Here is a 13,547-nt window from a genome sequence, read left to right on the forward strand (position 1 = left end):
ATTTAATCTATCGCTGCATTACGTGTTTTTAAAACTCGTTTTCCCCAATTAAAACATGTGCAAAATCTTCTCCTGGGTAATTCTTTAGAATAAAATCCATACACTCCCATTCAGTTCCTTCAAAAAATGAAGCGTTGTTTCGGGAATCAAAAACTCGATAACCCTTTTTCATATCTTTCATTCTCCTTTCCGGCACCCGCGCCATTACCTGACCTTATATTTTTCAAAAAAACCTTCCATCATATATAAAACTAACCAAGATAAATCTTTCATGCTTTCAGCATGTCCAACTCTTGAAATCGTGGAAATTTCAATATCATTAAACTCGATCCCTTTTTCGTCGCATTTTTCAATGAGTTTTTGTGTCTTTCTTTTTAGCCGTGTGAACTCTTTTTCTTCTGTCATTTCCCCACCTTCCCTTCCCCTGTTTTGGTGAAGGCCACATTACTTGTATTCAAAAATAAAACCTTCTTCTTTTTTTGGGATTTGTGAACATTCGTTTGTTTTCGGCTTGGAATTGACATATATGAACTCTTTATCCTCGCTTAATATTTCATATTCCTTACCCTTTTTGAAAATGCGGTTCCTGTGTTCATCCTCAAAGAAAACATCTCTTTTAAAGACAACTAAATCCATTCTTTTCACCCTTTCCTTATTTCGCTTTATCATTTAACAGCTAACAGTGCCTTCACTTTCGCATATTTTGTTCTGTGCGGTCTTTTATGTATGAATTCAGGAATATCAATACGCTTATTGACTTTTGATTTAGTTCTTACAAGAACACGGTTTTCAAGAAACTGAACTTCTTCCACTTTCTGTCCATGAGACTCAAAATAAAAATCAAAAATCTCTTTAAGAGTCTCATCATTAAGATTGTAATTCATCATTGTGCCTCCTCTTGGATTCTACATAGTCTTCCCATCTGCAATTCTCAAATACTTTGATATCTGCTTTCAAATGCCATTTAAACCATACTAAGTTGAACCAGGCTGTTTCGAATATGTATTTGATGTAACCGATACTTCCATCCCCTCTCTGGATAAAATAATCCTTTTATTTTAATTCCAATCGTTTAATTAGTTCTGGAGCAATACACGCGGCTAATGACTCTTCATATGTAACCGGGTTTCTCTTTATAGGGATATTTCTGATGTGGTTCTTAGCAGCATGTATAAGTGCTTCATCATTTAGTTTGGGATAAAGTGCTTCAAATCCATCAGAATTTGCCCTGGTATTCTTATATCTTTCTAGAGTTACGCTGCCTTCTTCAAGTGAATTTACATCAACTCTTTCCCCATTGATTTCAACATGAACCTCATCGCAGCTCTTATTTTTAAACTTCACGTGCTCTCCCCCTTTTCTTTAAAACAGTCTTTTTATTAGAAATCCCAGTTACCTACCTTCACTTCAACTGAAGACCTTGCAACCTTCTGCGCTTCTAGCTCAATCCTTTTGAGTTTTCCATCACTATCAACCACCCCATAAACCAAGAGCGCCCCGTTATTTTTTAAAATAATTCCACAATCCCTTATCTCATCTGGTCTATCTTTATACCAAACTACTTTGATGGGATTCCCCACCTTTGCAATTTCTGGATCAAAAACAACAACTTCCTTTTTAGTTAACATAAAGATCTCCTTTTCATTTTAATTTCTCTTTAATGCTTCAATAATTTCTTCTAGTTGATCTCTGCTCAGTAGATAGTACCTGGTTCCATCTGTTATACTTGTTTGTGAGATTTTGTTTTCGATCATCCATTTTAGCTCTTCTATTAGCACTTTGTGTTTCACTGCAATCCCCCTCCTCTTTCCTTTAAAACTTCAATTTTATTTAATTTCCCGTTCATGAATTGTATAGAGAACATATGTACAGTCATCAAAGAGCGAGTCTCCTTCAGGCTCTTGCACTTTTGTTGTCTGATATAATTCTTTAAACCTCTTTACCTCCTCATCGTTACGCAATTTAAGTTCAAAGAGAGGCATCCCTACAACGCTCACTCTTGTGTTCCCAGACCACCCCTCTTGTTCCAGTCGCTTGATTGTTTCCCACATCTCATCCAAGGAATTATGAAACACTTCTATAACCATCTTTTTGGTTTGTTTTTTAATAAACATCCTAATCACCCTTTTAATTATTTTGAAACTAATTCTTCATCCACGACTTTATGTTTTCTTTGAGCAGGACAACAACCACTACAACCCCCAACAAAGTCATGGCCGCGATAAAAGCCTTTTTGTTTCCCAGGAAAAACTCAGCCACATCTGCATCCATCTGATCTAGTTCTTTTTGAGCTTCCCTTACCAGATCTCTTTCAAGGATTTGATCGACAAAAACCATTTTGACTCCTGCTAGGAATCCAATTGCTAACCAAGCGAATAAAGCAATCCCCAAGTAGAACACATAATCACCTGTCTCACATTATTTTTCAAATCCCGACCACGGAAACTTATTGGAAGAATCATTTTCTAACAATTCATCACACACCTTGCAAAGAGTCGACTTTGTAATTGTCTGATAAAAAGAGTCTTTTCTACCGCAGCATTGGCAACTCAAATCAAATGCATTAGATTCTCTCTTTTGCTTCCTTTGCATGGCATTCCCAGTTAATATTATTTCTGATTGATATAAATCCCCGCTCTTTACACGTGCTTCCGTACTCCAAGGAAAAACTGATTTTTTCAGCACTCTATAAACTGACAAGTTCAAGGGGCTTTGTTTAATTTTCTGAAAATCCCTGTTGTCCGTAAGATCTACGTTTCTTTTCATTGCTTATTCCCAAAAAGCTTTTTTAACCAACTTGAACGTTTATGTAGTTTATGTAGCTTACGTTCTCGATTTATTCTGAACCCGTCAACGCTGTCATCCATATTATTTAGTTGATTTTTTAATTGCTTTATGTCTTGAGGAGTACTGATTGTTATTGAAATATCCTTGTTCTTAGATCTCTTGACTTCAGAAATCATTTTGTCCAAAGTTAAATCGCAATACTCGTCTTCCCAATCACCTATGTAATAAAACCGTTCAATTAAAGTACCACTAGATTCATCTTGAAATGTTCCAAAAAGAATTGGATCTTTATCCCGCCTTTCTTTCTCCACCTGTTTTTCGATCCTCCCTGTATAGTCAGTAAACACAACGTAAAATCGGTCGAATTTATCGCTTACTTTTTCATATTTATGAATCACGTCATCAGGGATCTCTCGTTCATAGTTCTCAAGCTCAATGATCTTTACAGTGTTTTTTGCAATATTGTCTATGAATTCCTCGATATCATCTCTATAAATAAAAGTATCGATTCCCAGCTTCACAATTTCACGTTCTTTTTCAATTGTTTCAAGATGAAAAATCAGTTTTTTTGCTGCCTTAACTTGGTTAGTTCTGTTATATTTGTTTAATAACACCAAACAATTATCGTAATATTGCTGAAGAACTTCATCTGTAACTTTGTTTTGTTTCGACTTAACCATTTCGAAATATTGACTTGGTTGCAAAACCTCCATGAATCATACTCCCTTTTTAATTCGTTTAAAATGCATCTTTTATTTAAAACAATGTTTCAATTACACTTTTAATTAGTGTTTGACTTCTTCATTACCACAAAATATTCGAATCGACTTGAATATGTACGTTTATTGCAGTTATGTAGTACTGTTTCTACACATCTTTTTGAAATACGTTGAGCGCACTCCCATCCTACTGCCTCTTTTTCTCTAATTCTTTTTAATAAGCTAATTTTATTGTAATCTTTCATAAAAATTTTCGTCGGGTATGCTGCAATCATTCTCTTCCCTCTCCTCAATGAGTTCATTCAGTATGTATGTTGCTTCCTGGGCGTTTTCGATAACAAAATGCAAGTCCCCGATTGCCCGTCTGAAATCCCCTTGTTTCATATCATGTAGTGCTCTACTGTGTGAATCAAGTATCTTCTTCATCTTTTGAAAAACAATCTCTATCTTTAACACCACCTTTTTTATACTTTTAATTTGTTTACATTGTATTATACAGAAAATGTTTAGTCAATAGGGATTTGAAAAGTCATTAAATTTATTTACTTTCATCCATCCCTATTGACATTGACTGTCATCTGATTTTGAAGATGAACTCGTTGATTTCATTTCTTAACTTCACTATATCTTCAGTGGTAATCGTTAATTTCAAATTGCTCTCGGTTTTGTCATGAAGGACTATCACGGCCGAAAACTTATTAGACGAAAGACTTTTGCTCTTCAATTTGATTTCAATGTTATCTAAGGCAATATCAATTGATATATCCATTTCAGTTGTCCTTTTAAATTTTAATCATTTGATTCAATGCTGCATCTGTATCCTCTATATAGCCGTCTTCCCATTCTTCTGTGTCTTCAACTTCATACTCAAGGTTACAGATATCAAACTCTTCAGCTTCCCCGTCTATATTTATAAAAACAATTTTGTAAGCCTCTTGCAATTTCTCAAGTAAAAATTCAGCTTTGTTTTTTGAAGATTTCACAGAGTCTGCTGAATTCTCAATGAAAGTGTCAATCTGTAGTAAGCAATTGTTTAGATATTTTTGTTGTGCCATTATCATTTCCCCTATATAATGAATTTCTGGAACAGAACACTTGTTCTGTTTTGTTCGTGAGTTTATTATACCTCTTTTTGCTAAACATTTCTAGAGGTATTTTTATATCCTCAAATCACTAGGCTAAAAGACCTTATTTATAATATTCTGAAAGTATATCCTAAATAAAAAGGACTTATGACTCATTAGACTCACCAACATCTCTTCGTTCCGTATGACTATGTTACTATATGTCAATTCTTAAGAGAATAGCTATTTTTGTCTCATTATGTCGAATAGACTCATTTGAATGGATTTCTCCGATAAATTTACTCAAAATTTTATTGAATTTTCAAATCTGATTTTTAGTAAAATAAAAAAGCACCCCTACTCTGGGCGCTCATTTCATTAACGCATTTTAATGCCGTCTTTAATTCCAAGTTCTTTAGCGTAATACTTTTTAATCTCTTCTTCATTTACATACTGTTTGATGCTATAAATTTTTTTAGATAAGTCATCATACCGTTCACTTCTTTTGTTGATGATCTGCTCATAATCCTTTTTCTCTAATTTACCCTTTTCCTTATATATTTTATAGCCTTCATACAAAACACCCGATCTATTTATCCTTGTCGGATTTAAGAAAGGATAATCGTTAACTTCTGGGGCCAGTACAGTCCTCATGGTATAAACAACAACATTAAAAGAAGATCTCTCTAAGTCTTTTTGGGTGCTTGTTTTTTTATTCCGAATAACATATTCATTATCCGCTAAGGTAAACATACTCCCTCTTGATGATTCTGAAGCTCCATTCTTGTTATGATATTTGTTTTCATCTGCTGCAAGAAGGCATTCATTTATACATTCATCGCTGACCTTGATCTCCCTTGATCCATATTTATCATCATGCACAGTTAGGATGTTTCCGTTTTCTTTTGCTTTTAGAACATCGGGTTTTTTTAAATTACGTATTTCACTACATCTATGTCCCTGAACTCCATCAAACAGCAGCATAAACATAGCTCTATCCCTATGATTAACTAAAGTGTCAATAATCCCTTCAAATTCATTAGCAGTAATATAAAGTTTTTTTCCTTCGTCAATACAATTTTTAACATCTTCAATTGTCAAATCTCTAGACAAGTTTGTAGTGCCTTTAGTTATTTTTTGATAAATCGCCCAATCAATATACTTTGTAATGTGTGACCAGCAGCTCAATAAAGATGAAGTTGTAGATCTATTCAAGAGTGTCAAATAATCAAGGATTTCATTAGAGTTAAAATCATAAAGATCTTTCTTTAAAAATTTTTCAACCTCTGCTCCTCTTCTAAATATAGAAAGGATTTGAGGCACCTCTTTCTCATTGACTATTTCTAAAAATTTATTCTTTATATCCTCATTATATAATTTCATTATAAGCACCTCTAAACTTAGACATCTAACTTGGAAAAGTAATCAATCACATGTTTTAAGCCATACCTAAACTGAACATGCTTTTTATTATTTAATACTTTTAGACTTTTCCATAGGTCGTTATCCATGGAAAAATCCACATTCAAAAGTGCCTTATCGATTTCCTCGGCAGATTTTGATTTCTGTTTCATTTTTACTCCTAATGCTAAAATGCCTATTATAATAGGAGACGCGGTGATTAGACTTCTTCTCTCTTTACCAAATGAATGATTTGTAAAATCATCGATGTATGAACTAAAAACAGTATTGAACACTTCCGTAAGATACATGCCCAACTTTCTTGCCTCAGCTAGATTATCCACTTTGTAATTTAAAGAATTGAGAACCATTTTTAAACCTGTAATAAACCTTTGGAATGTAATGACGAATTTTTCATTTCTAAAAATTTCATCACTATTTACTTTAATGTACTCACCTATATCACTGTTATCTCTAATAAAATTAATAATAGTTGACAGATAATCATTCTCACTCATTTCTGCAACTTTAGATTTTGCCACAGGATTGATGGTGTTTTGTTGTCCAAAATGTTTTCTCGCTTTTTTCATTGTATAGTTATACAAATCAACTTTCAAATAAAAATCGTTAACGCTTGGATTCCTTCTGAATGCTCTATTTATACCGTTCAATCTGTGCCATCCATCAATCACATCCAATTGCGTTCCTTTAGTGACAGTTAATTTTCTTTCTTCCGGATCGAATAACAGTTCAATTCCCTCTTCTGAGCTGCCTAATAAGGCATTGAAAGTCAATACCGATTTATTTAAATCATTTTGTTCCACTAATTTTGCAATTGCTTCAACGGAAGCATCAACGAGATCAGGAACTGGTATTTCATCTTCAATCTCTTCGATATAAAGTGTTTTATCTGTTCTCTGAGCTTTTGGATTATAGCGCAATAGCTGTGATTCATATAGTTTATGCAGTTCACTTGCTTTAACAAGAAAAATAAAATTATCTTCTGAAACCTTTGTTACATCTGTAAATGTATAGGGAAATGAAACCTCTTCACTCTCATAACCCTCCCAATTTAATTCCATCTCTTTAATACGGTTAGGGGGAAAATAATTTTCAGGTGAAATTGTTTCATCTCTTGTTAAAGTATACAAATTTTTTGCAAGAAAATATTTTTCAATTGTTGTAAAAACAGCATTTGGGTTACTCAATTGTTTAAAAAGCTCCTGCGTTTTCCCAGGCTGAAATTTATCTTTAGCCATCAAATTTCTAAAAGAAATCATTAATTTATTATCGTGTTGTATTTTTAATTTAACATCAAGTAACCCATCCATTAATTTTTTATCTGCTTCCGCATCAAAAATGATTGGAGAATTCATTACATCACCTCATTTAATCTAAATTAAATGTAGCAGATCGCCTTTTTTTAATCAAGATTATAATGGTTTAACCGCGAAAAAATGTAATGCCTTTCTTAACGTTTGTTTATCACACTGCTCAAAAAAACGTAAGAATTCTTCTTTTGTAATGTCTTTCAAAATGGATACATCTAATTCTTCATCCATTATAATACCTGCAGTCTGTGAAATGTCTTTATTATCATTTAAATAACGTAGTGTTGTGTCGAATCTGCTGTGGTCTGCTTGCTTCATTGCAGCTCTATAATCTTTCCCTGTCGCCTCAAATACTTCAGTTATTCCCACTCCTCTAAATGAATGAGGTACTATACCTTTTTCTTCAGGTATTCCAAGTCTTTTCAATGCACGCTTTAGTGATTCTCTAAAAGCGTCTTCTGAAAGTCCTTCAAACACTCTGTCAGTGTCTTTTGTTTCTTCACTCTTTAATGCAAGTAACTGTTCATAAAACACTCTGTGTATACCTGTAGTACGCAATTTCGCTCCCTTGTCAATGACCGTAACAATAAACCAATCCGGGTTTTCAGAAGAAACCTCAAAATCACACCATCTAACGTCCAGGGCAGCCGATATTCTGAAAGATGATCTAAGCAAAAAACCTCCGAACAATTTTTTCAAAAGTGGTTTTTGCTTTTCATATATGAACATATTTTCACAGATCATCTCTGCTTGAATTTGGGAAGTGTTTGCCCTAGTTCTCTTTATTTCAGGACTTCTTTTAATTTTATAGAAAGCATCATCGTCAACAAATTCAGGATACAGTCTCTTGAGCTCCGAGTGAAGCGATTTCAATGCTGCGATCTTTCGATTAATTGTTGTGTTAGCTAATCCCTTCTGTGCAAGATGGTGTTTAAATGCCAAAACATCTGACCTTTTAAAAGACAGATGCTCCTCTTTTAAAAATTCAATTTCAGTTTTACAATAAAATCTAAAGAACTGCTTTATGTCACCTAAATAATTTATTGCTGTGTTTGATTGAAGTCCGTACTTGGATTTTTTCTTTTGTTTTCTGTCAAATCCTTTAACGTTTCCGGCCAAGCTTTCGGTGTCTTTCTCTCTTAAATAAGTTAAAATATCATTAAAGACCGAGTATTCCCGGATAGATTTAACTTGAGCACCCATTATCCGTAAATCCCCCTTTTTATAAGCTATATTATGTATTCGATTTATATTTTTAATTTGTTTTTATTTAGATAGGAAAACTCCAAATTCGTTCAATGCGTCTTCTTTTATGTCTAATAAAAATTTTAGAACTTCTTTATTCTTTTCTTTCTTTTCAAATAGATCACTACAAGTTATTCTAATTATTTTAATCGATTCGTTTATTTGTTTAAAAAATTCATCTATTCTTAATTTCGCTCTAAACAACTCCATTGAGCTGTTGGATCGTAATAATTGATGTCTAATATGTAGCCTTTCGTCTTGAAATGTTTTTATAATCTCTCCATAATCATTATCTGCTTTTAATTTGTTTTTTATATTTCTCATCTATTTTCCCCTATTTGTGCACTCAGTAGCGCCAAATAACCTTTTGTGAGTTCTTTTCTAATATTTTTTCTCTTTTCTTTATCTAGCTGCTCTTTTTCATGATCAACATCAAAAATCCATTTTTCTCCATACTTTCTTAATTTATTTTCATATGCTTGTTTGAAGTACTCAATTGTGTTATTGCTTTGTTGGCCGCATGGAATCATAATCTGAACCCCTCTCTAACTAAACTATTTATTAATATATTATCATTTTAATTGATATAAGAAGCTTTGTAAACCCTTTTAGATTATTTTTCCACGGCAAATAGCACATTCTTTTTGGATTTTTTGAATGTGCTGCATGACTTATGATTTTACTGAAATGGAGAACTTGAATTTTAATAAAAATTCTAAGAAAATGGAAAAGACGCTTGACTAAAGTGTCAAACGTCCAGTTATGTATAAAGTGCTTTTATTTAACTTTATGCTCCAACCGTAAACCCTGCAATAGAATAGCCGCTGTTGTTAACTTGGGAAGCAACGTATCCTACTGCCAGAAGAGTAGCTGAAACAAAGATTCCGATCAATAATTTCTTCATACTATCACCTCCTTTCAAGGATATCGAATTACATTACCATTATCTCTAAAATTTCTTTGTCTACTCCCAATTTCTCCAACTCCATTAAAGGCAGTCTACAAGAGAATTTATCACCGCTCATTTTAAAATACTTAACTGATTTTAAGAAATAATCTTTAGAATGTTCAACAAGTCCTTTGTAATAATAATGCAATCCCATTTCATTAGCGTCTTGCTCTAAAACCTCTAATTTAGAAAGCATTTTTTTGGCCTGTCCAATATCCCCTTTTCTGATAAGATAATGAATAACCTCTTGTCTATCTATGATTTCCTTAGAGTCTACATTTAAATATTTGTTTTCTTTATTCCATAAATTCTCTAAAAAACAAAGGTTCCTAATAGCAAATCGCTCATAAAATGCATCCCCTTTTACAAGTTCTAATCCTTTTAAAAAACAACTTTTAGATTTCTCATAATCAGTCATCATTAAAGAACTCCCATAGGTAAGAAACGAGAAAAAATTAATTCTTTTTACATTTGAGTTTTCCATTCCATATTTGGCATACTCCCGTGCTTTTTCAAGTTCATTAGTTCCAAAAAAACAGTTAGCTAACAACAGCATATATCTACTTTTAAATGAATAATAAACATAATTCTCGTTCCTGATAACGTCTAAGACGACGTTCTCACTCATATCTTTAAGCCTGGTAAACTGCCTTGAAGCAAGAATGGAATACATAGGAATTAACCTTGAATAAACCTTCATTTCAGGTGATTTAGGATTAATTTCTCCCAGAATCCTTATGCACTCTTCGATGCTTATCTTTCCGCAGTCGAGTTCTCTTTGGAGAGAGTATACCTTTCTCCATTCCTTACTGATTGCATTTTTAGCAGCTCTTAAGTTCTCGATATGAGTATCTAAAGCATCGTTTAGCTGATTTACACTTAAATATTCTAATCCTTGTCTTGCAGCAGACTTATTGGGATCTAAAGTCAATATGTATTCACTCATTAATTCAAATTCATTATCAGGGGAGACCCTTTGAACAACATCTATTAAGCCTTGGATGTTATCCATTTCTTTTTTATCGTTAAAAATAAACTGATGAAACCCAGATGAATTAGAATATCCAGCTACACTAGCGAGTTCTTTTTCGAGTCCTCGCTCTTCTTCGCATTTGTTCTTTAATAACCTTTTCAACTCCAATTCTTTCACCACGTTTCCCCTTTTAATATACATTCATAATATCATGGCGCCCACTTTCGGTCGATTATTATTTTTAATTTGTTTATAATTTTTAAATGCACAGAAGATCACTCTCCCCTGCGCATTACAGGTTATATAATATCTTCAATTTTCTTTTTTCATTAAGATATTTAAGTGCTCTCTAAGAAACTTTTCGAACTCTTCATCATTATTAAGGTCATTGAGATCCGTTTCTTTCTTTAATATAGTTTGCTGACTGTTATACTCACTTTTCAATGTCTCAATAAGCTGCAGAAAGCTTTTGTCGTGCTGTCGCTCCCAGATTTGAGTAATCAACCCTGCTATTCTGTTAATTCGCTCACCGTCTCTCATAGAACACCTCCAAATTAATTAAAGAAATTGTCTCTTATTTCTTCCATGGTTAATTTATATAATTCGTTTAATTTTTTTGGTCTTTTTACTCTATAAGAATTGTGTTTTAAAAAGTTCAAAAAATTCTCAAACAATTCGCCATTCGTTAAATATCTCTCTAACACTTTAAAAACAGGTTTGTTTTTTTCCATCAGACTACAAAAATATTCAAATTCCTCAATACTTAAGTAGTTATAAGAGGTAACATTTACAGGGAGGTTATTAAAATCCTCTTTAATGTCTCTACTTATAATATCTTTATGCTCCTGCATGATAGGTATGACCCCATTACCTACTATAATAAAATCCACTTTTTCCACATTATTTAAAAATTCAACATTAAGGTCGATCATTTCTTTTACCCTTTTGCATGCCTGCCGCAAAGGTTTTACTACAAATTTTTCTATTTCATCCTCAACAGGTTTAGTATCAGGCTCGAAAACTGTACTAAAAGATAGTCTAAAACTTTTCACTTCAATTACAATTAACCTATTTCCAAGGCGAATCATTATATCTGGGGACTTATTATTTTTTCCATATTTGAAATCCTTAGTGAATTTGTATTTTAATTTTTTACTTAAAGATTCTTTAAGTAAATTTTGCGCATAAACCTCAAAAGGTAGTCCGAAAAAAGATAAAAACTTATTGTTTTCTCTTGGATAAACATCTTTTACCTTATAGAATAAGAGTTTGAAAAATTCTTTTTTTATTAAATAAAGACTTATCGGTAAAAAATATTCATCATTTATAAATAACAGTGGTTTAGAGATAAAACCAGAAAAATCTATTGGCTTTTTTAAACTAGTTTTACAAAAGTTAATATAATGATCAATTTTTTGTCCTTCTTCCATTAATATGGTTTTTGCTGTAGAGTAAAGATTTGTTTTTTGAAAAAAATCACGCTTCATAGACCAATGGTCTGCGTTTCCATTAGGGTTTATAAAACCTGTGATTAGCCCAAACCATACTGCTATATAGTCCTTAATACTATATCCATATTTATTAAAAAAATCTTTGTTAATATCCATGTAATCGTTTTTATTAAAAAAGCTTTTTTCTTGTGCAATAGTTGTATACACATAATCCGTTCTCGCTATAGCAGCAGCAAAGTCATCAAAATCGTAACCACTACTAAATATCCCATTACTAAACACCTGTGATTTTAATTCTGAAATTTTCTCTAACCAAAGAGTATCATTAATCATTAATGATATATACCCTATCAAAAAAGCAAATTCCTCACCGTTCAGTTTGTTGTCATTATCTGGATTTCCATATGTAATTAGATACTTCCAAAATTGTAATATTGTTTGCTGGGAAAATAATTTATTGGGAATTATCGCATCTTCTTTAAACCTTATCCTTTTATTTAGAAGGGTTTGTACGAGTACTGTTTTGAAAACTTCTTCATCCATTTCGTCCGTTGACATTTTAGACAAAAAGATACATGTATCAAAGAATGGCACTCTTTTCACTAAGCTTGATATTGTCTCTTCAGTTGTTGCTTTAACTTCAAAACAATCACTAAATGTAGCTAAAGTTTTAACATTTTTTAATAATGATTTCTTCATCCAATCACCCAAAAAGAAGTTGTATTTTAAAGATGGGAATGTCCTAATTCATTTAATTATTTAATAAATCGGTTTAACAGATCCTTTGAATGTGAAAATACAAAACGATCCGAGTTCTTAACTGTATGAACATTTATCATTTTAACATCTTTTAAATCCAGATCATACCATCCCTCAAGGTCTCCAATGACAAGAGCAAGGCTCTTGCTTAAAATAAAGATATCACCTTTCAACCAGCCAATAGAATCCTCAAAGTCTTTTACTGAAATATATGGGTTATCGCTAGTTAAAAAATTCCTCTTCATCGGAGGTTTGATAAATGCCCAATTCTGTTTTGCTATTGATTCTGACATTCCAATTATAGTGTTGACAAAATATTGCCCATAACAACTATCATCAATTTCCGTATCTATTGAGAAGCCTTCTTCTCTTTTTTTAACAAATTCCTTAAAATTTATTTTCTTTCCATTGTCTTGAATAATTTCAGATTTAAATATTCTTAAATCTCTTTCGTTAAATATTTCTCCTGATTCCCCAGTAATTATAGCATTTTGGATTTCTTTTAATATTTGTTTCTTGGCTCGTGGGCTTCTTAAATATTGAGCAGTAATAAAATATGCGAGCTGTCTCTTATCAACAACATACTTATTTTCTTCAACAAATGATAAAGTAGGGTTGTAAACTGGTTCAATTTCATCAGCCAATAGGTGTTCTAAATCATATAGCTTTTGTTCATTTTCCTTATTAATAACTGTATATATGTCTTTAACAATGGAAACGCTAGCTATACTTTGCTCTCTAATCTCATATTTTTCTTTATCATATAGATAAATAGTCTTTTGATCTTTAGAGAAATGTTTTAAATATGTTTTTGGAATTGTATGTTGCCTTACAGGATTCTTTTGCATATGCTGTCCTTTCTCTAATT

Annotated in this window: 20 protein-coding genes; all 20 read right to left on the bottom strand. The window is 32.3% G+C overall.

Annotated elements, in window-relative coordinates; all coding sequences use genetic code 11:
* Positions 1-28: 28 nt before the first annotated feature.
* The 20 genes from V7126_RS19110 to V7126_RS19205 all read right to left on the bottom strand — a co-directional run bounded on the left by V7126_RS19110 (position 29) and on the right by V7126_RS19205 (position 13,527).
* Positions 29-172, bottom strand: coding sequence for a hypothetical protein (locus V7126_RS19110; protein ID WP_164918129.1), 144 nt, complete (start codon positions 170-172; stop codon positions 29-31).
* 32 nt (positions 173-204) lie between these two features.
* The gene (locus V7126_RS19115; RefSeq protein ID WP_048355017.1) at positions 205-405 is read right to left on the bottom strand and encodes a hypothetical protein; all 201 of its coding nucleotides are present in this window, start codon (positions 403-405) and stop codon (positions 205-207) included.
* A gap of 260 nt (positions 406-665) precedes the next feature.
* Positions 666-884 carry a hypothetical protein gene (locus tag V7126_RS19120; protein WP_048355015.1) on the bottom strand — a complete coding sequence of 73 codons (219 nt, stop codon included), beginning with the start codon at positions 882-884 and terminating at the stop codon, positions 666-668.
* A 169-nt stretch (positions 885-1,053) separates the two neighbouring features.
* Entirely contained in the window at positions 1,054-1,344 is a 291-nt protein-coding gene (locus V7126_RS19125) for a hypothetical protein (protein ID WP_065894462.1), read from the bottom strand.
* A 35-nt stretch (positions 1,345-1,379) separates the two neighbouring features.
* On the bottom strand, positions 1,380-1,628 hold the full coding sequence (locus V7126_RS19130; protein ID WP_128748129.1) for a hypothetical protein: 249 nt from the start codon (positions 1,626-1,628) through the stop codon (positions 1,380-1,382).
* An 18-nt stretch (positions 1,629-1,646) separates the two neighbouring features.
* Positions 1,647-1,790 (bottom strand): hypothetical protein, encoded by a 144-nt coding sequence (locus tag V7126_RS19135; RefSeq protein WP_164918155.1) that lies wholly within the window; start codon positions 1,788-1,790, stop codon positions 1,647-1,649.
* 36 nt (positions 1,791-1,826) lie between these two features.
* Complete coding sequence (locus V7126_RS19140) at positions 1,827-2,114, bottom strand: hypothetical protein (protein WP_065894459.1); 288 nt, start codon at positions 2,112-2,114, stop codon at positions 1,827-1,829.
* A 28-nt stretch (positions 2,115-2,142) separates the two neighbouring features.
* Entirely contained in the window at positions 2,143-2,337 is a 195-nt protein-coding gene (locus tag V7126_RS19145) for a hypothetical protein (protein WP_212941603.1), read from the bottom strand.
* 81 nt (positions 2,338-2,418) lie between these two features.
* Positions 2,419-2,766: a hypothetical protein gene (locus V7126_RS19150; RefSeq protein WP_065894454.1), complete on the bottom strand. Its 348-nt coding sequence runs from the start codon at positions 2,764-2,766 to the stop codon at positions 2,419-2,421.
* Positions 2,763-3,500 carry a hypothetical protein gene (locus V7126_RS19155; RefSeq protein WP_046132647.1) on the bottom strand — a complete coding sequence of 246 codons (738 nt, stop codon included), beginning with the start codon at positions 3,498-3,500 and terminating at the stop codon, positions 2,763-2,765. Before V7126_RS19155 ends, V7126_RS19150 begins: the two co-directional genes overlap by 4 nt.
* Positions 3,501-4,288: 788 nt before the next feature.
* The gene (locus tag V7126_RS19160; RefSeq protein WP_048356239.1) at positions 4,289-4,561 is read right to left on the bottom strand and encodes a YopT family protein; all 273 of its coding nucleotides are present in this window, start codon (positions 4,559-4,561) and stop codon (positions 4,289-4,291) included.
* Between the two features lie 387 nt (positions 4,562-4,948).
* Positions 4,949-5,953 carry a phage lytic cycle repressor MrpR family protein gene (locus tag V7126_RS19165; RefSeq protein WP_335498392.1) on the bottom strand — a complete coding sequence of 335 codons (1,005 nt, stop codon included), beginning with the start codon at positions 5,951-5,953 and terminating at the stop codon, positions 4,949-4,951.
* 17 nt (positions 5,954-5,970) lie between these two features.
* On the bottom strand, positions 5,971-7,347 hold the full coding sequence (locus V7126_RS19170) for a DNA sulfur modification protein DndB (RefSeq protein ID WP_065894450.1): 1,377 nt from the start codon (positions 7,345-7,347) through the stop codon (positions 5,971-5,973).
* A 57-nt stretch (positions 7,348-7,404) separates the two neighbouring features.
* Positions 7,405-8,505 carry a tyrosine-type recombinase/integrase gene (locus V7126_RS19175; protein ID WP_065894448.1) on the bottom strand — a complete coding sequence of 367 codons (1,101 nt, stop codon included), beginning with the start codon at positions 8,503-8,505 and terminating at the stop codon, positions 7,405-7,407.
* 63 nt (positions 8,506-8,568) lie between these two features.
* The gene (locus V7126_RS19180; protein ID WP_065894446.1) at positions 8,569-8,871 is read right to left on the bottom strand and encodes a hypothetical protein; all 303 of its coding nucleotides are present in this window, start codon (positions 8,869-8,871) and stop codon (positions 8,569-8,571) included.
* Complete coding sequence (locus tag V7126_RS19185; protein WP_065894445.1) at positions 8,868-9,077, bottom strand: hypothetical protein; 210 nt, start codon at positions 9,075-9,077, stop codon at positions 8,868-8,870. Before V7126_RS19185 ends, V7126_RS19180 begins: the two co-directional genes overlap by 4 nt.
* A gap of 402 nt (positions 9,078-9,479) precedes the next feature.
* The gene (locus tag V7126_RS19190; RefSeq protein WP_083217252.1) at positions 9,480-10,646 is read right to left on the bottom strand and encodes an AimR family lysis-lysogeny pheromone receptor; all 1,167 of its coding nucleotides are present in this window, start codon (positions 10,644-10,646) and stop codon (positions 9,480-9,482) included.
* 135 nt (positions 10,647-10,781) lie between these two features.
* Positions 10,782-11,009, bottom strand: a complete 228-nt coding sequence (locus V7126_RS19195; RefSeq protein WP_006640571.1) for a hypothetical protein — start codon at positions 11,007-11,009, stop codon at positions 10,782-10,784.
* Between the two features lie 14 nt (positions 11,010-11,023).
* Entirely contained in the window at positions 11,024-12,619 is a 1,596-nt protein-coding gene (locus V7126_RS19200) for a hypothetical protein (RefSeq protein WP_335498398.1), read from the bottom strand.
* A 56-nt stretch (positions 12,620-12,675) separates the two neighbouring features.
* A complete protein-coding gene (locus V7126_RS19205; RefSeq protein ID WP_065894439.1) occupies positions 12,676-13,527 on the bottom strand; it encodes a DUF4238 domain-containing protein in 852 nt (283 codons plus the stop codon).
* Positions 13,528-13,547 lie beyond the last annotated feature (20 nt).

It is taken from the genome of Bacillus sp. JJ675, assembly GCF_036963165.1.
GTDB classification, from domain to species: Bacteria; Bacillota; Bacilli; order Bacillales; family Bacillaceae; genus Bacillus; species Bacillus glycinifermentans.